At 62.9% G+C, this 21,877-nt stretch carries 23 protein-coding genes; 1 reads left to right on the forward strand and 22 read right to left on the reverse strand.

The window, feature by feature from the left end; translation table 11 throughout:
- Positions 1-69 precede the first annotated feature (69 nt).
- Entirely contained in the window at positions 70-1,428 is a 1,359-nt protein-coding gene (locus DYZ14_RS13820; protein WP_154721219.1) for an ABC transporter substrate-binding protein, read from the reverse strand.
- 301 nt (positions 1,429-1,729) lie between these two features.
- Between DYZ14_RS13820 and DYZ14_RS13825 the strand changes: the two genes are divergently transcribed.
- Positions 1,730-2,755, forward strand: a complete 1,026-nt coding sequence (locus tag DYZ14_RS13825; RefSeq protein WP_154721220.1) for a LacI family DNA-binding transcriptional regulator — start codon at positions 1,730-1,732, stop codon at positions 2,753-2,755.
- A 41-nt stretch (positions 2,756-2,796) separates the two neighbouring features.
- On the opposite strand, the gene folD is transcribed toward DYZ14_RS13825, so the two are convergent.
- The 21 genes from folD to DYZ14_RS13930 form a co-directional block, all read right to left on the reverse strand.
- Complete coding sequence (gene folD / locus DYZ14_RS13830) at positions 2,797-3,696, reverse strand: bifunctional methylenetetrahydrofolate dehydrogenase/methenyltetrahydrofolate cyclohydrolase FolD (protein ID WP_154721221.1); 900 nt, start codon at positions 3,694-3,696, stop codon at positions 2,797-2,799.
- 171 nt (positions 3,697-3,867) lie between these two features.
- Positions 3,868-4,755 carry a WecB/TagA/CpsF family glycosyltransferase gene (locus DYZ14_RS13835; protein WP_154721222.1) on the reverse strand — a complete coding sequence of 296 codons (888 nt, stop codon included), beginning with the start codon at positions 4,753-4,755 and terminating at the stop codon, positions 3,868-3,870.
- 348 nt (positions 4,756-5,103) lie between these two features.
- Positions 5,104-5,643: a flagellar basal body-associated FliL family protein gene (locus DYZ14_RS13840; protein ID WP_115668417.1), complete on the reverse strand. Its 540-nt coding sequence runs from the start codon at positions 5,641-5,643 to the stop codon at positions 5,104-5,106.
- The gene (locus DYZ14_RS13845; RefSeq protein WP_181903910.1) at positions 5,643-6,008 is read right to left on the reverse strand and encodes a hypothetical protein; all 366 of its coding nucleotides are present in this window, start codon (positions 6,006-6,008) and stop codon (positions 5,643-5,645) included. The genes DYZ14_RS13840 and DYZ14_RS13845 overlap by 1 nt, the downstream gene beginning before the upstream one ends.
- Before the next feature lie 23 nt (positions 6,009-6,031).
- Positions 6,032-6,586, reverse strand: a complete 555-nt coding sequence (locus DYZ14_RS13850; RefSeq protein ID WP_154721223.1) for a rod-binding protein — start codon at positions 6,584-6,586, stop codon at positions 6,032-6,034.
- 38 nt (positions 6,587-6,624) lie between these two features.
- Positions 6,625-7,035 (reverse strand): hypothetical protein, encoded by a 411-nt coding sequence (locus DYZ14_RS13855; protein ID WP_154721224.1) that lies wholly within the window; start codon positions 7,033-7,035, stop codon positions 6,625-6,627.
- A gap of 33 nt (positions 7,036-7,068) precedes the next feature.
- Positions 7,069-7,818, reverse strand: coding sequence for a flagellar biosynthetic protein FliR (gene fliR / locus DYZ14_RS13860; RefSeq protein ID WP_115668421.1), 750 nt, complete (start codon positions 7,816-7,818; stop codon positions 7,069-7,071).
- Positions 7,815-9,902, reverse strand: a complete 2,088-nt coding sequence (gene flhA, locus DYZ14_RS13865) for a flagellar biosynthesis protein FlhA (protein WP_154721225.1) — start codon at positions 9,900-9,902, stop codon at positions 7,815-7,817. Before flhA ends, fliR begins: the two co-directional genes overlap by 4 nt.
- Positions 9,903-10,032: 130 nt before the next feature.
- Positions 10,033-10,299, reverse strand: coding sequence for a flagellar biosynthesis protein FliQ (gene fliQ / locus DYZ14_RS13870; protein ID WP_154721226.1), 267 nt, complete (start codon positions 10,297-10,299; stop codon positions 10,033-10,035).
- A gap of 49 nt (positions 10,300-10,348) precedes the next feature.
- Positions 10,349-10,807: a flagellar hook assembly protein FlgD gene (flgD, locus tag DYZ14_RS13875; protein ID WP_154721227.1), complete on the reverse strand. Its 459-nt coding sequence runs from the start codon at positions 10,805-10,807 to the stop codon at positions 10,349-10,351.
- Complete coding sequence (gene flbT, locus DYZ14_RS13880) at positions 10,798-11,247, reverse strand: flagellar biosynthesis repressor FlbT (protein WP_154721228.1); 450 nt, start codon at positions 11,245-11,247, stop codon at positions 10,798-10,800. Before flbT ends, flgD begins: the two co-directional genes overlap by 10 nt.
- On the reverse strand, positions 11,244-11,591 hold the full coding sequence (flaF, locus tag DYZ14_RS13885; RefSeq protein WP_115668426.1) for a flagellar biosynthesis regulator FlaF: 348 nt from the start codon (positions 11,589-11,591) through the stop codon (positions 11,244-11,246). Before flaF ends, flbT begins: the two co-directional genes overlap by 4 nt.
- Before the next feature lie 37 nt (positions 11,592-11,628).
- Positions 11,629-12,690 carry a flagellar hook-associated family protein gene (locus DYZ14_RS13890; RefSeq protein WP_154721229.1) on the reverse strand — a complete coding sequence of 354 codons (1,062 nt, stop codon included), beginning with the start codon at positions 12,688-12,690 and terminating at the stop codon, positions 11,629-11,631.
- Positions 12,691-12,693: 3 nt separating this feature from the next.
- Positions 12,694-14,151 carry a flagellar hook-associated protein FlgK gene (gene flgK, locus DYZ14_RS13895; protein ID WP_154721230.1) on the reverse strand — a complete coding sequence of 486 codons (1,458 nt, stop codon included), beginning with the start codon at positions 14,149-14,151 and terminating at the stop codon, positions 12,694-12,696.
- Positions 14,152-14,172: 21 nt separating this feature from the next.
- Positions 14,173-15,375, reverse strand: a complete 1,203-nt coding sequence (locus DYZ14_RS13900; RefSeq protein ID WP_154721231.1) for a flagellar hook protein FlgE — start codon at positions 15,373-15,375, stop codon at positions 14,173-14,175.
- A gap of 127 nt (positions 15,376-15,502) precedes the next feature.
- Positions 15,503-16,174 (reverse strand): transcriptional activator Rem, encoded by a 672-nt coding sequence (rem, locus tag DYZ14_RS13905; protein WP_154721291.1) that lies wholly within the window; start codon positions 16,172-16,174, stop codon positions 15,503-15,505.
- 280 nt (positions 16,175-16,454) lie between these two features.
- Entirely contained in the window at positions 16,455-17,030 is a 576-nt protein-coding gene (locus DYZ14_RS13910; RefSeq protein WP_154721232.1) for a lytic transglycosylase domain-containing protein, read from the reverse strand.
- Positions 16,960-18,600, reverse strand: a complete 1,641-nt coding sequence (locus DYZ14_RS13915) for a flagellar hook-length control protein FliK (protein ID WP_154721233.1) — start codon at positions 18,598-18,600, stop codon at positions 16,960-16,962. The genes DYZ14_RS13910 and DYZ14_RS13915 overlap by 71 nt, the downstream gene beginning before the upstream one ends.
- Positions 18,600-19,898: a chemotaxis protein MotC gene (gene motC, locus DYZ14_RS13920; RefSeq protein ID WP_154721234.1), complete on the reverse strand. Its 1,299-nt coding sequence runs from the start codon at positions 19,896-19,898 to the stop codon at positions 18,600-18,602. The genes DYZ14_RS13915 and motC overlap by 1 nt, the downstream gene beginning before the upstream one ends.
- A gap of 4 nt (positions 19,899-19,902) precedes the next feature.
- Positions 19,903-21,174, reverse strand: a complete 1,272-nt coding sequence (locus DYZ14_RS13925) for a MotB family protein (protein WP_154721235.1) — start codon at positions 21,172-21,174, stop codon at positions 19,903-19,905.
- Positions 21,171-21,827 (reverse strand): GTPase, encoded by a 657-nt coding sequence (locus DYZ14_RS13930; RefSeq protein WP_154721236.1) that lies wholly within the window; start codon positions 21,825-21,827, stop codon positions 21,171-21,173. The genes DYZ14_RS13925 and DYZ14_RS13930 overlap by 4 nt, the downstream gene beginning before the upstream one ends.
- Positions 21,828-21,877: the final 50 nt, after the last annotated feature.

The raw sequence follows: 21,877 nt of genomic DNA on the forward strand, positions 1-21,877 counted from the left end.
CGCCGGCAGAACCGCTCCTATCGTTGCCTCGCCGGACCTGTGTCCGGCGAAGGGTCGCGTTGCGGACGTTTACTTCAGCGAATCCCAGACCTTCTGGACACCGGCCGCGACATCGGCGGACGACTTGCCGCCGGTGAAGTCGACCATGCCGGTCCAGAAGGCGCCGGCGCCGATCTTGCCGGGCATCAGGTCGGAACCATCGAAGCGGAAGGTCGTGGCATTGAGCAGGATTTCGCCCTGCTTGGCCATCGGCGCATTGGCATAGGCTTCCTTGTTGGCCGCTTTGTACGGCGTGAGGAAGCTCGACTGCGCCATCCACAGTTCATGGGCAATCGGGGTCTTCAGGAACTCGAAGAAGACGCGTGCAGCCGGGGTGTCCTTGGTGAGCATCGCCAGCGTGCCGGCGCCGAGCACCGGATTGCCGAGGTCTGCCTTGGACTCGTAGGGCGGCATGTAAAAGAAATCCGCGTCTTCACCGACCACGGTCCCTTCCGGGAAGAAGGACGGAATGAAGGAGGCCTGGTGGTGCAGATAGCACTTCGGCGGCGAGGCGAAGAGGCCCTTCGGGCTGTCGCGGAAGTCGGTCGAGGAAACGGCAGCGACGCCGCCGTCGACGAACTTGTCGTTCTTGGCGAACCAGCCGAACTCGTCGATCGCGCCGAGAACCGCCGGATCGTCGAACTTGATCTCGTTCGACACCCACTTGTCATAAACGTCGGCCGGCTGCGTGCGCAGCATCAGGTCTTCCACCCAGTCGGTGGCCGGCCAGCCGGTGGCACCGCCCGAGCCGAGGCCGATGCACCATGGCGTGCCGCCGTCGGCGGTGATCTTCTCGGTCAGCGCCTTCAACTCTTCCATGGTCTTCGGCACTTCGTAGCCGGCATCCTCGAAGTTCTCGGGCACGTACCAGACCAGCGACTTCACATCGATCTTGTAGGGAAAGCCGTAGACGGCCGGCGTGCCGTCCTTGCCCTTGTAGGTGGCAAGGTCGACCCAGGACTGGCCCGCCGCATAGTTCTCGAGGAGCCAGGTCTTCACGTCGTCGCCGAGCGGCACCAGATGACCCTTGGAGGCGAGGTCGGCGATCAGGCCCGGCTGTGGCAGGATGGCGATGTCCGGCGGGCTGCCGGCCTGGGTGTCGATGACGATCTGCTGCTCGTAGTTCTCGGAGGAAGAATATTTGACGTCGATGCCGGTGGCGTCTTCGAAATAGGCGAGAATGCTCTCAAAGAGAGCCTGGTCTTCGCCGCGCCACGGCCCGAAAATGGTCACCGACTGACCGCTCGAACCGCCATGGGCCTTCTTGAACTCCTCGAAGCTCGCCCAGTTGAACTTGGTGTCCTCGCCGGGCTTGAACTTGAGTTCGGCGGCGCCCGCCGATCCGGCGAGCAGTGCCGTGGCAGCCGCCGTCAGGAGAAGTCTCTTCATGTGATTTACCTCCCATCACATAGCGGACGGACAAAACCCGTCCCGCAGATTGAAAGTCATTCATTCAAAGCGCTTTGGCGGGCTAGTTTTCCCACCGACCTGGAAAGGGAGTCAAGCACAATTCGGAAATTGCCGCAAATGCTTGCAACATAGCGGCGAAGAATTCGGCAACTGCAATTCATTCGACCAATTTCCTGTTTGTGGCGACGAACCCGGCTGCTAGAAAAGCACTCCAAGCGCTTTGGACGCCAGCGAGGCGGTATCATGCCGGGCGATCCTGAACGACGGGGAGGAGCAAGCCGTGAACCTAAAGCAATTGTCGGAATTGCTGGGCCTGTCGCAGACGACGATCAGTCGGGCGATCAACGGCTATCCGGAAGTGAGCGAAGAGACGCGCCAGCGCGTTTTGAAGGCTGCCAAGGAAACCGGCTATCGGCCGAACCGCGCGGCGCAGCGGCTGGCGACCGGCAAGGCCGGTTCGATCGGCCTCGTCATGCCGATCGAGCCGAACGACAGTTCCGACCTGCATTTCGCCGAATTCCAGCGCGGGCTTGCCGAGGAGGCCCTCAGGCACGACTTCCATCTGGTGATCATGCCAGCCTCGCCGCGCGACGAGGAGCAGGCGATCCGCGGGCTGGTGGCGAGCGGCAGCGTCGACGGGTATTATCTCGCCTATATGCGGGAGAAGGACACGCGCATCGCCATGGCAAAATCCCTGCCCGTCCCGTTCATCGTCCATGGCCGGTCCTATGGCACGGACAATGACTTTCCCTATCTCGACGTCGACAACGAGGGCGCCTTTCGCGATGCGGCTCGGCTCCTGCTGCAACTCGGCCACCGGCGCTTCGCGCTTCTGAACGGACCGGAAGAGTTCGATTTCGCCATCCGCCGCAGGATCGGCACCGTGGCTGCGCTCAAGGACAAGGGTATCGACCTGGACCCAGGCTCGATGCGCCATACGGCGATGACCGACGAAGCGGGATATCGCGGCATGGCGGAACTGCTGGAGAAGCCGGATCGACCGACGGCGGTTCTATGCGCCTCGACTGTGCTGGCGCTCGGCGCGGTTCGCGCCATCAATCGCGCCGGACTGAAGCTCGGCGAGGACATATCGCTGATCGCCCATGACGACGTGCTGCCGCTGCTGAAACCGGAGCATTTCACCATACCGCTGACGACGACCCGCTCGTCGCTGCGGGCGGCCGGCATCCGCATCGCCCACAGGCTGATCGCGGCGATCAAGCGGACACAGCCGCAGCCGCCGGCGCACGAGCTGTGGACCACCGACCTGGTGATCCGCGCCTCGACAGGGCCGGCTCCGACCTGAACCGGCGCCCTGCACCCCGTCGCGACCGGATACGGAAACCGTCAGAATTTCGGCGCAGGCTTGCCATTGGCGCGGTAGGCGGCGATCACCGTGTTGGCCATCAGCATGGCGATGGTCATCGGGCCGACGCCTCCGGGGACCGGGCTGATCGCGCCGGCGACGGGTGCACATTCAGCAAAGGCAACGTCGCCGACGAGCCGGGTCTTGCCCTCGCCCTTGTCCGGAGCCGGTACGCGGTTGATACCGACGTCGATCACCGTCGCGCCGGGCTTGACCCAATCGGCCTTGACCATTTCGGCGCGGCCGACGGCGGCCACCAGGATATCGGCATTGCGGGCGAGCGCCGGCAGATCGCGGCTCTTCGAATGACCGATCGTGACGGTAGCATTGGCAGCAAGCAGGAGCTGCGCCATGGGCTTGCCGAACAGGTTGGAACGGCCGATCACCAGTGCGTTCAGGCCGGAAAGATCGCGGCCGCGGATCTGGCGGACCAGGATCATGGCGCCGGCCGGCGTGCAGGAGACGAGGCCGGTCTCGGCATCGCCGGTGGCGAGCTTGCCGGCATTGACGACATGCAGCCCATCGACGTCCTTTTCCGGCAGGATCGACTGGATGACGGCGTCGGAATCGAGGTGCCTGGGCAGCGGCAGTTGCACCAGCACGCCGTCGATTTCCGCATCGGCGTTGAGTTCGGCGACCAGCGCCATCAGGACTTCCTGGCTGGTTTCCTCGGCAAGCGTATGCTGCACCGACTTGAAGCCGCACTGCTTGGCCATCCGGCTCTTGGAGGATACATAGGCGTGGCTGGCCGGGTCATTGCCGACGATCACCACCGCAAGGCCGGGCCTGCGCCCCGTGTCGCGTTCCAGCGTCGCCGCCGCCTCCGTCACCGCCTCGATCACCGATGCGGCTGCCTGCTTGCCATCAATCACCGTTGTCACGATCGCATCCCTCGCTCGCGTTTTCCGGCATCATAGCCGCCTTGCCTGGCGGTTGATTGCCTCTCTCCGCCGTATGGAGTCAAAAGCACGGGCTTTGCAAGGGGAAACCGCACCTCTGGCAAACCTCCCTTGGTCTGGCACCAGGGATGCGTCTCCCTCGAGGACGGCCAATCAGGAATAGCGCCGGCTGGTCGGCTCCTGGCGCGTTGCGGCATGGCGGCTGCGCGGTCCGACACGATTGTCGGTGCGTCGGCGGCCCTTCGAAAGCGGGTCTTCACCGGCCGCATGGCGGGGCGGACCGAACAGCTTGAAGCGGGCGACATGGCCGAGGAACACCGGAATGCCGACGATGTAACGGTACCAAAGCCGCTTCGGCTCCAGCCACAACCGGTAGACCCACTCGCAGCGGATGTGGCGCATCCACAGCGGCGCGCGCGGAACCTCGCCCGAAACGAAGTCGAACAGCGCCCCGACGCCGATCACGAGGCGGGCGTGCTCCGGACGAATATTGCGGTCGATCCAGATCTCCTGCAGCGGGGTGCCGAGGGCGACCAGCAGAATGTCGATCCGCGCGGCCTTGAGGTCGTCCAGCACGCCCGCGCAGTTGGTCTTGTCGAAGAAACCGTCGGATATCTCGACGAATTCGTGCCAGGGCGCATGCCTGCGGAAATTCACCGCCGCCCTTGCCAGGACGTCCGCTCGCCCGCCGATCAGGCCGATCCGCCGGGGCGTGTCCATATAGCTCAGCATGGCGGGAATGAAATCCGTGCCGTTGAGGTTGGCGATGAACCGCTCGCCGTTGAGCAGGCGCGAAGCAAGGTCGACACCGATCCCGTCGGGCAGCAGCACGGTGCGGGCGAGCGCCTTGCGATAGTCCGGATTGGACATCATCAGATTGGCATTGTTCGCGTTGAGAAACGCCATGTGGGTCGGGCCGAGCGGCAGGGACGCCAGTTCGTTCACATAGGAAAGTGCGCCTTCCCAGGTGAGGTCGTAGACCGGCATGCCAAAGAGAGGCAAACGCGGCTCCGGCAGCGGGAGACTGGGCTGCGGGTTCATGATCGCCTCCGACCCGTGGCCGATGCGGCTTGGCCTTGGCCCGCCGGCGGCCAGCCACCCGCGAGTGTGCCGGCAATGCCTGCCAGCAAAGCCCGGTGAAAGGCCGGGAGGGGGAGAACGTCGACTGGAAACAGCATGACACCACGCAATACAAGGAGTGACCGAAGCCTTGTATCAGCGGCAGATCAAGTTCGACTTAAAGGAAACGGTCGCATTCATGCGCACCAATTGACCGGTCGTTAACCTTGCCCGGTGCAACCGCGTGGGGAGACCAGGAGGGAGTTCCCGACGAACGAAAAAACGGCGGCGGATGACCCGCCGCCCGTCGTCTTTTTCGCGGGAGATACGTCAGTGAGCCGGTTTTGCTGCTTCCCCGACAGCGTCACCCTCGATCACCTTGACCGGCTCGGCCGGCGGCTTGGCGGTTCCCTCGCCGGTCGCGCGCACGTCATCCTTGGACATGTAGTCGAGCTGCTCGATCAGCACTTCCTCGACGAAGCCCTCGCCGAGATGGGCATTGATGTCGGTCTTGATCTTCTCCCGGAACGCGGCGACGTCAAAGGCGGCCATGTTGGAGATGTCGACCATCTTGTTGCCGATCAAAAGCGTGAACAGCTCGTCGGTCATCAATTCGGTGAGCGGCAGCTCGACGCCCTTGATCTTTTCCTTGTCCATCATGAAGGAGATGCGACCGAGGAAATAGCCGCGCACGCTGCCGTCGGCGATCATCGGAATGGTGATCGCCTCGCCGCGCACCAGTTCGAGTTTCGCCTTTCTGGCGTCCTCCTCGCTGACTTCGGCAGGCGCCGTCGCCATGTGCACGGAAAAATAGACCGCGCCGAGCGTGACCAGGCAGACCCACAATCCGGCGGCCAGGATCTTGACCATCAGACCTCGCTGTACAGGAACTGTTCCTGGGAATAGGTGCCGTCACCGTCGGCTTCGCGCACGGCGTTCTTCAAGAGATCGGCCACCGCGCGCACGGCATTCATGTGGGCCTCGACGCGGCGGGCATTGATCGCCAGCTTTTTCTTCAAGGCGTGCATCTGCTCGACATAGCCGACGGCGAGTTCGCGCGGGTCGGTGTCGCGAAACAGCATGGTCAGTTCGTAGAGGCAGCGGCTCTTGTGGGCATTCGACACCTTGAGGTCGAATTCCGGGTCCTTGCCGATGCGCTGGTTTTCGTTGTCGATGATCATCTCGAGGCGGCCGAGCACCGTCTTGATCCGATAATCGCTATTGATGATTTCCATGGTCCTGCCCCGGATGAGTGTTGTTATGCTGTCTTGGCATCGGCTTCGGAGACACCGAGCGTTCGACGCTCAAGGTCCGTCACCATGTTGAACGCCACGCGCCGATCGGTTTCATCGGTGGCGGCGTTGACGACATTGCCCCCGCGCTTGCGAGCCAGTTCTTCGGAATACATCTGGTCGGCGATGCCGACCCCGCCGCTTTCGGCGATCGTCCCGCCGATCTGCTCGGCCATCATGCTCTTCCAGATTTCGCCGGCATTGCCCTTGCCGTAGACGGATTCGGTGTCCTCCGGCATCATCGTCTTGACGAAGTTCTGCAGGACGACGGCCTCGAAGTCACGGTAGACCTTTGGCGTCTCCGCGGTTGAGGACTTCTGGACATTGCCGAGACCGGCATCGAAGGCGGCACTGTTGAGCACCTCGACCGCGGCACCGAAGCCGGCACCCTTCTCGGCGAGGCTGGTCGCGGCGAAAGCCGCGCGATTGGTCTTCAGTTTTTCCTGGGCTGCCGCCAGGACCATCGGATCTGCGGCCCGGACGACGTCCAGCACGAGATCGCTCGGAGGTGATATAGCCACGGTTCCGGTCTCCGATACGTTTGTTCAGGTGACGAGTATCACTCGTGAACCTTGCTGGAGGCTGTCGTGGCGAACTGCAGGTCGACCAGATCGTAGATCGCGTTGTCGTCCGCCTCGCGATCCTCGTGGAGCCGGGCGTCCTTCATGTGCTCCTCCAGCCGATCACCCTTGGCGCGCTCGCGCAGGAGCTTGATCTCCTGGCCGTATTGGAGGCTTGCGAGTTGTTTGTCGCTATTGGACAGACGGTCGAAGCGGTCGGCATAGTTCTGGGCGAACAGGCGATGGACGGGTTCGAGCGAGCCGATCGCCTCCATGACGGTGGCCATCGAGGCGGCATTTTCCTCGCGGCGCTTGGCGGTGACGGCAAGGTCGCTCTCGGCCATGCGCTCCATGTGGCGCTGCACCGTGACCAGGCGTTTCAGCTTTTCGGACTTCTTCGTCGGCCCCATGGGCGCTCCTTCAGCAAGCGGCTCGTGGCGTTCTCAGCCGATAAAGATCCGGGCGAAATTGTCGGCAAACTGCCGGACAATGGCGGCAATGGAGAAATACAGCAGCAGCAGGCCGCCCATCAGCAGATAGGGCGTCGAGATGAAGTAGATCGGGATCTGCGGCGCGAGCTTGTTGATCAGACCTATGGAGAAATTGAACATGATTCCGAAGATGATGAACGGGCTGGCGAGCCTGAGCATCAGCAGGAAGGTGGCGCCGAGCGTGTCGGTCAGCGTGATCAGCATCTTCTGCACGTCGGGAAATCCGCCGAGCGGCATCAGCCCGTAGGAATCGATCAGTGCCCGCAGGATGACGTGGTGGAAATCCAGCATGAACAGCAGCAGCAGGCCGCCGAAGCTGATCATGTTGGTCAGCTGGTTTTCCGCCGTATCCTCGATCACGTCCGGTGCGCCCGGCGAGTTGAAGCCGATCGACATGGAGATCGCCGAGCCGGCGAACTGCAGGCCCAGCACATAGAGCCGGGGAATGAGGCCGTACATGGTGCCGATCAGCGTTTCGCCGACGACGAGGTGGATATAGGCATAGTCGCTGCCCGACACCTTCGGATAGATCGTATCCCACAGAACCGGCAGGATGGCCATGGCAACGGCCGCCGCCATCAGCAGCCGGACCATGACGGGAATACGCGCCGAGGAGAAACCCGGAAGCACCATGAAGCAGGCGCCGATCCGGCAGAAGGCCACGAACATGGCCAGAACTGTCCCCTCGGGGTCGGTGATCATGAAATGGAGCCCAGGATCTTGATCTCGATGCCCTTGGCCAGTTCGACATGCGACAGGACCGGCAGGGTAGCGAACAGCCGCTCGATGATCATGCGCACATAGGAGCGCGTTTCCGGCGACGTGACAAGCACGAAAGGCAGGCCGCGGTCCATGAATTCACGGATTACCTTGCTGGCCTGCTCGGAGAACTCCTCAAGGCTGCGCGGATCGATGTCGAACTCGACGATCTCGCCCTTGGCATCGCGCTTCAGCGCCTGGTGGAAGACGAGGTCCCATTTCGAGCCGAGGCGCAGCACACGCAGCACGCCGTTGTCGGTCAGGTCACCGCAAAGCTGCTGGGCCATGCGCACGCGCACATGCTCGACGATCTGCTCGGTCTTGCGTACGTGGGGCGCGAGTTCTGCCACCGCTTCGAGGATCAGATGCAGGTTGCGGATCGAGACGCGCTCGGCGAGCAGCAGCTTCAACACCGCCTGCAGACCGGAATAGGACATGTGCGACGAGCAGATCTCGTCGGCGAGCTTCTTGTATTCCGGATCGAGCCTGTCGATCAGGATCTTGACGTCCTTGTAGGACAGAAGCTGCGGCAGGTTGTTGCGGATGACCTCGCTCACATGGGTGAGCACCACCGAGACATTGTCGATCGGATGGAAGCCCTCGCGCTTCAGGTCCTCGGTGAAGGTCTCGAGCACCGAGACCGCCGGCATGCCGAAGGCGGGTTCGCGGATCTCGTCGCCCGGCACCTTGGGCTTGCGGCCGGAACCGGTGACGACCAGGACTTCGCCGACGCGCAGCTGGTTGGAGGCGACCGTCGTGCCATGAATGCGGATCTGGTAGGACTTTTCCTGGATGGCGATGTCGTCGGTGACCTTGATCTCGGGCACGACGAAGCCATACTGGCTGGCGAATTTCTTGCGCATCTTGCCGACGCGGAAGGCGAGCTCCTGGTGGGCGCCGAGCAGCCGGGTGGAGACGAGCTTGCCGAGCGCCAGTTCGATCTCGGCGGTCTTGAGCACGGATTTGACCGAATCCTTTTCGGCCTCCTTGGTCTGGATGACCTTTTTCTCTTCCTGCTCGCGCTTGACCTTGTTCTCGGCCTCGATCTGGCGCGGAATGAACCAGCTGCCGAAGGCCATGATGCCGCCGAGCGCCAGGAAAGGCACCATCGGCAGACCCGGCACGATCGACAGAAGGACCATCAGCGAAGCGGCAACCGACAACGCGCGCGGGTAACCGCTCAGCTGGTTGACCACCGCCTGGTCGGTCGAGCCAGGATTGCCACCGCGCGAGACGAGAAGACCGGCGGCGAGCGAGACGATGAGCGCCGGGATCTGCGAGACGATGCCGTCACCGACGGAGAGCTTGACGAAGACGTCGGCCGCTTCGCCGATCTCCATGCCATGGCGGAAATAGCCAATGATGATGCCGCCGAAGATGTTGATGGCGGTAATGATCAGGCCGGCGATCGCATCGCCGCGCACGAACTTCGAGGCACCGTCCATGGCGCCGAAGAAGGAGCTTTCCTGCTCGAGCTCACGCCGGCGATGCTGGGCTTCCTTGTCGTCGATCATTCCGGCGGACAGGTCGGCATCGATCGACATCTGCTTGCCGGGGATGGCATCGAGGGTGAAGCGGGCGCCGACTTCGGCGATGCGGGTGGCGCCCTTGGTGATGACGATGAAGTTGACCGTGACCAGGATCATGAAGACGATCAGACCGATGACGAAGTCGCCGGACATGACAAGGCTGGAGAAGCCGGCGATCACCCCGCCGGCGGCCTCATGCCCCTGATGACCGTTGGAAAGGATGACGCGGGTCGTCGCGATGTTGAGCGACAGGCGGATCATCGTCGAGATCAGCAGGATGGTCGGGAATGACGAGAAATCGAGCGGGCGCTGGATCCACAGCGCGACCATCAGGATCAGCACCGAGAACGCGATCGAGAAGGCGAGACCCATGTCGATCAGGAAGGGCGGGATGGGCAGGAAGAGGATGCAGAGGATGACGACGATGCCGAAGGCAAAGCCGATGTCGCGGCCCTGCGGGCTGACCTTCGGAATGGTGATTGCGGATGGTTGCGCCATTGATCGTTCCGTCTCTTCATGAGAGGTCGGCCGACGCCCAAGGGCATTCGGCCATGTTCAACGAAGCGATAGCGGGCGAAGCTTGCGCGAGGGTGGCAGTCCCGGCGCAGGGACCGCCGGATGCGACCGGTCAGAAGCCGGTCTGGACGCGCGAAAAGACGAGATTGGCGAAAAGCGCGATCTGCCCGCCGACGAAGGGCGCGCTGATGCCGATGGTCACGAGAATGGCGACGATCTTCGGCACGAAGGTCAGGGTCATTTCCTGGACCTGGGTGAGCGCCTGGATGAGCGCGATGGTGACGCCGACGACCATGGCGGCAAGCACGGCCGGACCGGATGCGACCAGCACGGTCCAAACGGCGGCCTGCATGATGTCGAGGGCGTCTGCCTCATTCATGATCTAACTCTTCCCGGCCTGTTTCCGGGGGAATCAGCCCCCGGCACCATCAGGCATCCGAGTCCGTATCAGTGTCGGGATCGGGCGTCGAGGGCTCGCCGACGCGGACACCGACCGTGATTGGGATTTCGTCACCCTCGGTCGTCGTCGCGACCATGGTGTCGCTGTAGACGCGGACCGATTCAATGACGCCTGTGATGGATTCGTCGGCGCTGGTGATCGTCTGGCCAATGTAGTTGGTCGCGTTGGTGAGCGCGTTGCCGGTGATCAGGGTTTCCAGATTGGCATTGGTCTGGATCGTCTGCTCGACCTGGGAGAAGGTTGCCAACTGGGCGATCTGCTCGCTGGCGTCCATCGGGTCGGTCGGATCCTGGTTCTGCATCTGGGCGATCAGCAGCTTCAGGAACGAATCATAGTCCAGCGAAGCGGCGGCCGACGCGCTCGATGCAGAGGAGTTGCTGGCCGTTGAGGTCGTGCTGGTGGCCGAGGTTACGCCGTCTACCGCCATGGTGCCATCTCCTTGCGAATCTGCTCGACGGTCGCCGGCGTCATCTCCTGACTGTTGAGGATCTGGTCCTCGATCGGGTAGAGCCCGCGGATCGCCTTCAGCGCATCGAAGGCGCGACCGGAGGAAACCATGCCGTCGACGCGCTTCAGCTCGGCGAGGATTTCCTCGTTCTCGAAGCAGGTGAGCAGCATGATGATCGATTTGCGGAACATCGCCATCGACTGTTCGCGCCCTTCCGGGTTGATCAGCATCATCTGGGCGATGAAGTAGAGCTGGCGGAGCGGCGTGGTTGCCTGCTCCGGCTGCAGGACGTGGTTTTCCAGAAGGAAGGTCACGTCGTTGAGGAATTCCAGCGCAACCTTGCGGTCGACGCGCAGAACCGCTCCGTTGATGAAAATCCGTTCGCCCGACTTGAGCGAGATGCGCAAAGTGCTCTTCATTTCAGTCCATCCCTGATGATGGTTGTCACGTCGATGATGCCCTGGAAATTGGTGGACTGGCGCTTCCGGATCCGGTCGCATTCCTTCAAAATCCAAATGGCGATTGAGATCAGGTTGGCGCGCAATTCGGCGTCCAGCTGATTTTCCGGCTGTTTCAGATCCTCGATGAGGCGGATCCAGACGCGGCGGGTATAAAACAGCGCCTCGATGGCCTGGCGGGTATAGCCCTCTTCCTGGCGCGCCAGCGTCAGAAGCTCTATCGAGCGGGTCAGCGCCTGCCGTTCACGATCCTTGGCGTCGGCGACGCCATCCTCCATGATCTCGGCATATGAAAACTGGTACATTCATCTGTCCTTCATTTTCATTCATTCCCTTTGGTCATCAAAGGTAGTTGACGAGGCTCAGCGCCTGGATTTTCGCCGTCAACGTGTAGGATGCCTCGACCAGAGACAGGAGATTGTTCACACGGGTCGATGCTTCGTAAGCATCGACCTCGATCTTGCTGGTCAGCGTCGTGTCGATGATGTCGATCTGTACCTGGAGCGATTCATTGGCCTTTTCGATCCGGTTCTCGGACAGACCGAGCTTGGTGCGGACGCTGTTGAGGCCGGTCGTCGCGACGCCGGTGTATTCGATCGCCTTGTTGGTCACCACGGTGCGGCTCGCATCGGAGAGATCGATCGCCAGCAGTTCCTTTGCGACCACCGCCGCCATCGCGAGATAACGCATGGACTTGTCGTTGGCGGTTGCCGAGGTTTCGACCGTTTCACTCTGGCTGATCCGGCTGGTCATCACCTCGTCGGTCGCACTCGACCAATCGGTGGTCCAGTCGGCGCCCGAATACATCGGCTCGATGACGTTGGTGATGAAGTCATCCATGCTGGGCGCCGCGCCCGTCGCGGCAATGCTCGCCGTCTGCGGATCGCTCTGCGGGAAGCCGAAATAGGTCAGGAACTCCGCGTCGAAGGCCAGCTTGGCGGCCGAGGTATCCGTATATTCCTGGATCGGCTGCACGTCGGTATTGATGCCCGAGAACAGGTATTCGCCACCGAGCGAGGTGTTGGCCATGCTGGTAAAGGTGTCGAGCGAATTGGTGATCGTCTGGATCGCTGTCTCGAGATTGCTGGTGTTCGAAGTCCCGGAAAGCGCGATCAGCGCCTCGTTCATCTCGTCGGCGGCGCTCGCCATCTGGTCGAGTGCCTCCTGGGAGGCTTCGAGGCGCTGGGTGGCAATCGCATTGGTGCTCTTGATCGACTGCAGGCGCAGGCTGTCACGGGTCAGGTCGACGACGGTGGAGGTGGCGCCGCCGATCTCGGCGCCGATATCGGCATAGATGCCGGTCGTGACTTCTTGCTGCGCCTTGATCAGTTCGTTCTGGGCCTGACGGATGGTCAGGCGCATCGAGGTCTGGATGGAGAGATTGGAGATGTTTGCTGTCGACATGTCTTAGCCCGCCATCGCCAGGACGGCCTGCAGCATCTCGTCAATGGTCGAAACGAGCTTGGCCGATGCCTTGTAGGACTGCTCCACGTCGAGCAGCAGCGAGAGTTCCTCGTCGAGATTGACGCCGGTCTCCGACGAGTAGGACTGGAAGGACCGCTCATAAAGCGCAACCTTGTTGTCCGACGCGGTCGTGGCGCTGGAACGGAGTTCCTCCAGCCAGCCGATCGAGCCGCTGGCGAAGGTCATGACGCTCATCGACGTCTTCAGGTCGGCCGAGGCATCGAAAGCACGATCGGCGTCGAGGGCATCGGAATAGCGCGCCAGCAGGGTCGTGTAGCCGGACGCATTCCCCGTGTTCCAGACGTAGGCCGCACCATTGATGCCGCCGTCGCGCAACAGCAGCGGATCGCCGCCGGAAGAAGCGATGACAGCGGTCGAGACCGTGATGGTTCCGGCAAGACCGGGCTCGAGCACACCCGAGGTGAGCGCCGTGCCGCCGGACCAGGTGAAGATGCCGGGCATATCGGGCGCGACACCGAGCGGATCCGTCTCGGCAAAGGCCTCGATCAGGCCGCGCGCGACTTCGTCGAGCTGCGTCTGGAAGGTCGGAGCGATATCGTCGCGCAATTGGAGAAGGGCGCCCAGCGTGCCGTCGGCGGTGGTATTGCCGCCCTCGCCGGCCTGGATCGCAATGCCGTCGACATAGATCGAATTGCCGGTGACCGTCGCGTCATAGGCCAGCGTCCGGGTGAAGGTGACCGAGCGTGGCACGGTTTCAAAAAGCGTCGTGCCTTCGGTCGTGTAGAGCACCATATCGCCATTGGCGCGGGTGCTGGCATCGACGCCGATGATTTCCGAAACGTCTTTCAGCAGCGTATCGCGGGTATCGAGCGCATCGCTCGGATCGGCGCCGATCGCGTTTGCCTTGACGACCGCATCGTTGACGATCTGGAACTCGGCGAGAAGCCGGTTCAGTTCGACCACCTGGGTATTGATCTCGGCATCGGCATCCACCCGGAGCTTTTGAACCGTCGCAGCCGCATTGTTGAGCGAATTGGCCACGTCCTGCGCGTCGGTAACCACGGTGGCCGCCAGCGTATACTCGCCAGGTGAAGCGGCGAATGCTTCCAGGCTGGTCTGCAGCTCTGCGAGATAGGTCGAGGGGGAAAGCTCGTAGTCGTTCCCCCCCAGCGCGTTGGAGAGGGTGGTCAGCCCGTTGAGCAGCGTATCCTGGGCGCTGGATGCCGAGGTGGCACTGGTGAGCTGGCGAAGCAGGGCCATCTGCTGGGCGCGTTCGGTGGTGACCGTCGATGCCCCGTAGATCGTGTTGGTTACGACAGCCGCGCGCCGCACATAGTTTGCGTTTCCGTCATTGGCAATGTTCGTGGAAATGACGGAGGTCTGTTCCCCCGTATTCCGGAAAATGGCTTGAGCCGTATTGAGTGCAGACGTAAGCGACATGTGGCTGCCTTAACCTTCCGGTTATCTCTTCAGGTTGACCAGGACTTCCATCAATTCGGAGCCGGTCTGGAATACCTTGGAGTTCGCGGTGTAATTCCGCTGGGATTCGATCATCGCGGTCAGTTCTTCGGCCACGTCGACATTGGAGTCTTCAAGGGCACCGGAGATGATCGAGCCGAAGCCGCTGGTGCCGGCATAGCCCATGACGATGACGCCCGAGGAATTGCTCTGGGTGTAGAGGTTGCCGGCAACCGGGTTCAGGTTGTCCGGGCTCTGCACGCTGGCGAGCGCCACGCGGAAGCGCGGGGTAAGATCGCCATTGTCGTAGACGACCGAGACCACGCCGGCCTCGTCGATCTCGTAGCCGACCACTTCGGAAGCCGCATTGCCGTTGATCTCGCCTTCCTCGACGGAGAAGTCGGCGGCGAGCTGGCTCGACGTGCTGATGTCGATGTTCATCGACAGCATGTCGGCGCCCGACACAGTGAAGCCCGTCGTGGTCAGCGATGTCGGCGAAACGATCTGGCCGTCGGAGTCGAAGGTCACGGTGGTGGCCGGCACGACGGTCGTCGCGGGAGGACCGGCATAGGTCGCCGTCATCGACCAGACATTGTCCGCGGTCTTGGTGTAGGTGAACTCGATCAGGCGGCTGTTGCCCTGGCTGTCATAGGCGACGAGCGAGGTGGCCTCCGTGTCGCCGACCGCCGCGTTCGACGGGAGGTTGACGTTGAGCTCGCCGGCCGTCGATGCCGTCGCCGAGATCGAGGCCGAGGACAGGTTAATCGGCTCAAGACCGTTGAAGCCGTTGACGACGATGGTCGGATCGGCGGTCGAGGAATATTCGTAACCCATCAGGGTGTAGCCGGCCGAGTTCTTCAACGTGCCGTCGTCCTGAACCACGAACGAGCCGGCGCGCGTCAGATATTCGACGCCGTCGGCGCCCTCGACGATGAAGAAACCGTCGCCGTTGACGGCGAGGTCGGTCGAGGAGGTCGTGTAGCTGAACGTGCCCTGGCTCGAGATCGAGTACCGGACGTCCGTCTCGACACCACCGGAATTGTAGGCGCCCGACGTCGTCGGCAGGATCATGGAGGAAAACTGCACCGAGGCCTTCTTGTAGCCGACGGTGCTGGAGTTGGCGATGTTTTCAGCAACTGTGCCGAGACGATTTGCCTGGGCGTTCATACCGGACACACCGGTTCGCATCGTTCCGTAAAGGCTCATTGAAAATCCTCGTTTCCGTAGTCATTGCAGAGAATAGGAGGTGGGCCTTGCGTGAAGCTGTCTGGAGATAGCGGGCCTTTGCGAATTCACTCGTAAGGCCCGCAGCGCGCGGCCAAGGGCTGAGAGATCAGCTCCAGTCGATGCAGTAGCCAAGGAAGCGCTTGGAATCGACCGGGTCGAAACCGAGCTTCTTGCGCAGCTTCTTGCGCAGCTTGGAAATATGGCTTTCGACGACGTTCTCCTCGACCTCTTCGTCGAAGATGCCGTAGATCGCGTTGAAAATCTGGGTCTTGGAAACGCGACGACCGCGGTTGACGACCAAATATTCGAGGATACGGCGCTCGCGCCGCGGAAGGGGGAAGATTTCACCCGCGATTTCCGGATCGCGCCCATCCGAGAACACCCGGATCGGGCCGATCTCGGTGAAGTTCGCAATCGCCTTCAGCCGACGCCGGATCGCCGCCGCCCGTGCCAGGATTTCGCGCGGATGAACCGGCTTCCTGACGACATCGTCGACGCCACAGTCAAACAGGGCCAGCGTCGCCTCGAGCGACGGCTGGTCGCTGACTGCGATCACCGGTGCCTGTGTCCTGTCACGAATTGCCCGCGGCAACTCATGCGTGCAATCACCCTGCCCCAGCAGAAACGCCTCGACGGCCGCGATATCAGAATCCGCCGCCGTATTGACCCATTCGCCGAACTCGGCCGGATCAAATCCGGTCGATGGAATGCCTTCACGCCCAAATAAGGATGTGTACCCGTCTTTCACGAGCTCTCGCTCGTCTACCACTACGATCATCGTCCGCCTCCGAATCAGTGTGTGGTGCCTCGATGCTCTATCGGTACGAATCGGGCGAATCACGGACAACTAGATGATGTTAATGATAGGTATTAACAGTTGATTAAGATTTCGATGGCGATTTGATCTATATATAGTGGTGCAATGGCGACTCAGATACAATTTTCTTGTTGAAAAGTTAACGCATGGTTAACGCCGCGCTTGTGCGGCCAAAACTTGTCCACATTCCAGACACAATCTGCAAATCAGCAGATTGGCGCTTGTCTAGTCCCAAATCTGGCTACTCACCACAAAATCTTTTGGCATTCTCGGTCCATTTCCCGTAACCGGTCGCCACCAGATTTCCGATCACCCGACAGACATATCGCTGCTGCGCCGGGTCGTTGTTCGGGCCCGCATGATATCGCGCCACCGCCATGGTCCAGGTTTCATGACGATCGCGCAGGTTGCGTAGAAAGCGCGCCGCATACTCGACATTGGCGCGGGGATCGAACATGGCCTGCACCGATGAAAAATGCTCTCCGTGGAAGTGCTGATTTATCTGCATGCAACCGATGTCGATCAACCTCGAGCCTTTTCGTCGCGCCTGGACGAAGGCCTCGAGGGCATCGGCTTCGCTGTCGAAGTACATCGCCTTTCCCTCGACGTTCATCGCGAAGGCCTGCAGCGATCCCTTTCGCCCCGTCTCCGTCAGGCCGACGGAGTAGAGGATGCCTTCCGGGATCGCATATTTCGCCGCTGCCGCCTGGATCTCGCGTTCGCAGGCACCGGTCGATGCCGTGACCTCAGATGTAAACGTGGCCAGGACGAGAAGCACCAGCCCCGCCAGGGGTCGCCTGTAGCGCGCTCGCGTCATCTGTCGTCTTCCCCATACCGGTGCCGCTCTCGGCCTGCGTCGTCGCCGTGCGGCGCTCGTTGTTTCCGTTGCCGCCCTGGGCCCCGCCCTGCGCCTGCTGACCGGATGACTGACCCTGCGCGCCGGTCTGGCCGCTGTCGGCACGATCCGCAGCACCGACGTTCAGGCTGACCTGAATCTGGTCGACGGTGAAGCCTTGTGCCCGCAGCGCCTTCAGCATGTCGCCCTGGTCCTCGCTCAGCGCCTTGTGGGCCGCATGCGTCTCCACGGTGATCTGAACCGTGAGTTCGTCGCCGCTCAGCCGCAGCGTCGCCGTGACATTGCCGAGCTCAATCGGGCTCATCTGAAGTTTCAGCGTATTGACGACCTTGCCGGAGCTCGACTGGCTGGCGGCATTGGCAAGCTCAGAGCCGGGCAACATGGCGCTGGCCCATTCCCCGTCACCCATCATCGCGGCGGTGATCGTGGCGGCGTTGGTGGAGGCCGGAGCGATATAGCGGCGCGCATCGAGGACCGCGACGGTCTGACCGCCATCCTTCGCCGAGCCGATGTCATACTTGACCGTCTCGCCGTCCGACGGGCCGATGCGCATGGCGAGTGTCTGGCCCTTGCCGTCGGCACGCAGGAAGCGGAAGGAACGGTCTGCCTCGGTGGCACCCGCCGTGCCGGTGTCCGCCGTATCGACGGATGGCAGATCGGCCTTGGCCTCGACGCCGGCCGCCGAAAGCTCGCCGGAGGACGCGACGACTGCCGTCGCTTCGCTGGCGGCGGCACGGCCTGCGGCACGATCGCCACGCGGCGCGACCTGCGGGGCTGAAGCTGCCGCGTGGGTGAGCAGTGTCAGCATATCGCCAAGGTCGGATCCAGCGGGGACGCCCGTTGCTGCGGCTCCGGCCTCGGTCTCGGTGTTAGTGTCGGTGTCGGTGTCGGAGGCTGCGTCGGTATCGCCGCCGTGGGCCGCCTTCACCGCCCGCTCGGTCTTGTCGCCCTTCGCCGCCTGGACATGCTGCACGACCGCGGCCACCTGGACCCCGTCCAGTGTCTCGCCCGTAGTCCCGTTGGCAGGGTTCGCCAATGAGCTGTCAAGGTTCCTTGCCGCCTTGCGGGCGGCGGCGATGTCGGTTGCCGGCCCATCCTCGCCGAGAGCCTGGGTCCCGGTGTCGCTTTGCGCAGCGTCGGTGGCCGCCGCAGGGGTGTCTGTCGTCGCAGCGATCGCTGTCGTCGTCCGGCCGGCAGCCGCCGCAGCGGCGGCTGTCGTCGCCCGGCCGACAACGGTCCCGGCGATGCTAGGACGAGAAAGGGCGCCGGACACATCGATTGCCGGACGGGTCCCCTTGGTGGCCCTTGTCTCGGCGCCCTCGGCTTCCGCGCCGCGCGCCTCTTCCGCCTCGGTTTCCCCACCGGACACCGCGTCCGCGCGGTCCTGGCGGTTTCGGCCGCTGTGACCGGCGCTCGACAGCGCGTCGTCAAATCCGTTGGCCGCCTTCGCGTCGTTCCGCTGCGAAGAGGCGCTCCCCGCGAGCGAGGCGTCCATGCTCGAGATCTTGGGGGCGGAGGACGGATCGATCATCAGTTTGTGCCTTCTTGCTTCAGGAGATCGTCGATTGCCTCCAGCTTTGAACGGCCGGTATCGACGAAGGAGCGGAACTCCGGATCCTGATCCTTGCTGCCGACCGCCTCCGCCTCGGCGGGCGAAACGTCTGGCGGAACCGAAGCCGGCGCTGTCGGATCCTGCTGTTCGTCGATGGCGGGCGTCTCTGAAATGGATGCGTCGTTCGAAGGGGCAACACTCGGCTCTGGAGCTTGCGCCGGACTGTCCAGTTCGGGCTTGCGTATCACCTCTTCCGCGATGGCGGCCGCGGCGTCGCGCAGCGCGCGATCCGACGGGGAGAGGATCTCGTCGGGGATCGCCGCAATCGCCTTGATCGCCGCGCCGACCTCGCTGGTCGGAATGCCGGCAAGCCCGCCATAAAGCATGGCCAGCGCATCCGCGCCGTCCTCGGTACCCGACAGCAGGCGGGCCTTGTCGGCGGCCTGGCGCGCCAGTTCGTTGCGCCCCTTGATCGCCGCCTGCCGCGCGATGCGCAGGTAGACCTCGCGCTGGCGGTCAACGTCCATGTAGACGAGGGTCGCCCCGATCGCCGCCTCGTCGAAGGCATCATTGTGCTCGACGACAAGCTGGACGAAGAGATCGGCAAATTGGCTGGCATAGGGAGAATGCAGGAAGCGGCGCGCGTAGCGATTGGCATAGGCAGCGGCCTTGTCGACCATGCCGCCCTCGACCGCGACGGCCAGCGAGCGGCGCAGCGCCGCCTCCTCGACGATCGTCCCCGGCGCGGTCAACCGGGCCCAGTCATAGAATTCAAGCGCCTTTGCGGGATCGCGCGGGATCATCACATTGCCGGCCACCAGAGCCAGATAGGGCGCGACCTTGGTATCGCGGTATTCCGTCACCATGTCGCCCAGCGTCTTGGCGATCAGCGTGCCCTTGCCGGAGAGGTATTTGCGCAGCGCGTCGGTGACACGATTGTCGAAATTGCCATCAACATCGCGGGCAACGAGGAATTCCAGCGTCGCCGGATTACCGCCGCTCATCGCATAGATCAGCGCGGCATCGACATTGCGCGGCTCCTCGAACAGCGATGCGTCGGCCTCGCGCAGACGCTTGTCGATCGTCGACAGCATGAAGCGCTGCATTTCAGCGGCCGAGTGATCGCCGAGCACGACCGAATCCTGCACGAATTGCAGCGAACGCAGCATCTTGTACGGCGCGATGCCGTCGAGGCCCTCGGCCGCCGCCGCCCCGGCCCATACAAGGCCGAGGAGCGAAAGAGCCGGTACCAGCCGCTGCAGTTTCGGGCACCCCATGTGATTATCCCTGGTCCGCCTGAATCAGGATCTCGATCCGACGGTTGGCATCGGCGAGCGGATCGTCGGGAACCTGCAAGCGACGGTCGGCAAAGCCGGAGACCTGCCTGACCCGCCCTTCCGATAGGCCGCCCCGGACGAGCATGTAGTAGGCGCTGTGCGCGCGCGCCATGGACAGGCGCCAGTTGTCGTTTTCCGTTCCCTTGAACTGCCGGCCGTCGGTGTGGCCGCGAATGACGATCGGGCCCTCGCGCCCCTGCAACAGCTTGCCGATCCGCTCCATGGCGACGACGAGCTCCTTGCGCGGCACGGCCGATCCGACATTGAACATCGGCGCCTCGGATTGGTCGGAAATCGTCACCAGCAGGCCGCCTTCGGCCGGGCTGACGATCAGGCCCTCGGCGAGCTTGCCGGAAACGCCGCCGATCTCCTTTTCGATCTCGGCCTTCAGGCTTTCGGCTGCTTGTTCCGCGGTCTGCCCCTCGGCCGTCTTCGGCTCGGAAGCGACATCGGTCTTGCTGCTCGTCTCGTCACCCGCCTGGTTCTTTTCGGCGTTTGCAGCCTCGGTGGCCGGATCTGCAGGCTGCTCCGGCTTCTCGCCGGGCACGGCCAGGGCGACCTCCTGTTCCGCCTTGCTCGGATCCAGGTTCTCGACCGTGGCCGGGGGCGTTTCCTGCTTGCCCGGCTCGCCCTGGACGGTCTGCACCTGCTGGGTCCAGAAATCCGGATCGAACGGGTCGCGATAGGCCTCGCCACCTTCGGCGCCGGTCGACGGGCCGGAATCGGCCGCACCGCCCTCGCCCTTGGCGCTGACATTGGCTTGCTGGCCGACCTCCTGGGCGATCTCGGCGAGTACGGAATAGGGATTCTCGAAGAAGTCGGCTTCCGAATAGTTGGCCTGGTCGCCGGAGGTCGCGGTCTGGTCCTCGCCGGTTGCGGCAGCCGAACCGACAGTCTCGTGTTCCTCTTCGACCTGAGAGCGTTCCTGCTTCTGCTCACCTTCTGCCTGGTCGACGGGCTTCTTCAAGCCCTTTTCCGTCGGCTTTTCGTCGGAGAGTTTGATCGGATTGAAATAGCTCGCCACCGAGGCCTTGGTCTCTTCGTTCGCCGCATTGACCAGCCACATCACCAGGAAGAAGGCCATCATCGCCGTCATGAAGTCGGCATAGGCGATCTTCCAGGCACCGCCATGGGCACCATCGTGATCACCACCGCTATGGCGCTTGATGATGACGATCTCGTTCTTTCCGTGATGGTGATTCTCGCCGTCGCTCATCCCAGCACTTTCTTCAGGCTAGCGGCGAAGGCCGAGATCCGGGTAACCAGCACGGTACCGTCGATCTCCGCCGAGAGATCGAGGTCAAGGTCCTCGACGTGGCGCAGGCGTCCTTGCTGTTCGGGCAAGTGGGCGAGCAACAGGTCGAACAGCGCCCGCGGTCCCTTCACGGTAACCGTGCCCGCCTCGCCGTCGGCGATCGCGGTCCGCAACAAGTCGGCAAGATCGGCCACCGCCTTTGCCGCGACCTCCTGCGACAGGAACGGGGAAAGTGCTTCGGCTGCGTGTTCGCTGATGGCCAGCGCGAGCTCGGCGGTCGTGCGCTCCAGCCCCTCGGCCAGACGCTTCGCGGTTTCGCCCATCAACCGCGCCTCAAGCGCCGCCATCGCCTCTTCGTGGGCCGCCCGCAATGCCAGAAGCTCGGCCGCATGCCTCTCGTCGAGCTCGGTCGACGCCGCTTCATGGCCTTGAGCATAGGCCTCGCGACGCTCGGCCTCGAGGTCGATGGGCTCCGGCTCGGGCTCCGACATGCGGGGAAAATCCGTATTGAATCCGGCGTCGTCGAGGGATGCGAAATCGCCACCGATCACACCCGAGGGCGTGCCGGACGGCGCGGAAAAGTCCTTGAGATAGTGGGCGAGCGGCATGCTCATCGACGAACTGCTCCCATGGCGAGGATTGCCGACATCCTGTCGCGGCGACA

Source organism: Ciceribacter sp. T2.26MG-112.2 (genome assembly GCF_900492205.1).
GTDB lineage: Bacteria > Pseudomonadota > Alphaproteobacteria > Rhizobiales > Rhizobiaceae > Allorhizobium > Allorhizobium naphthalenivorans_A.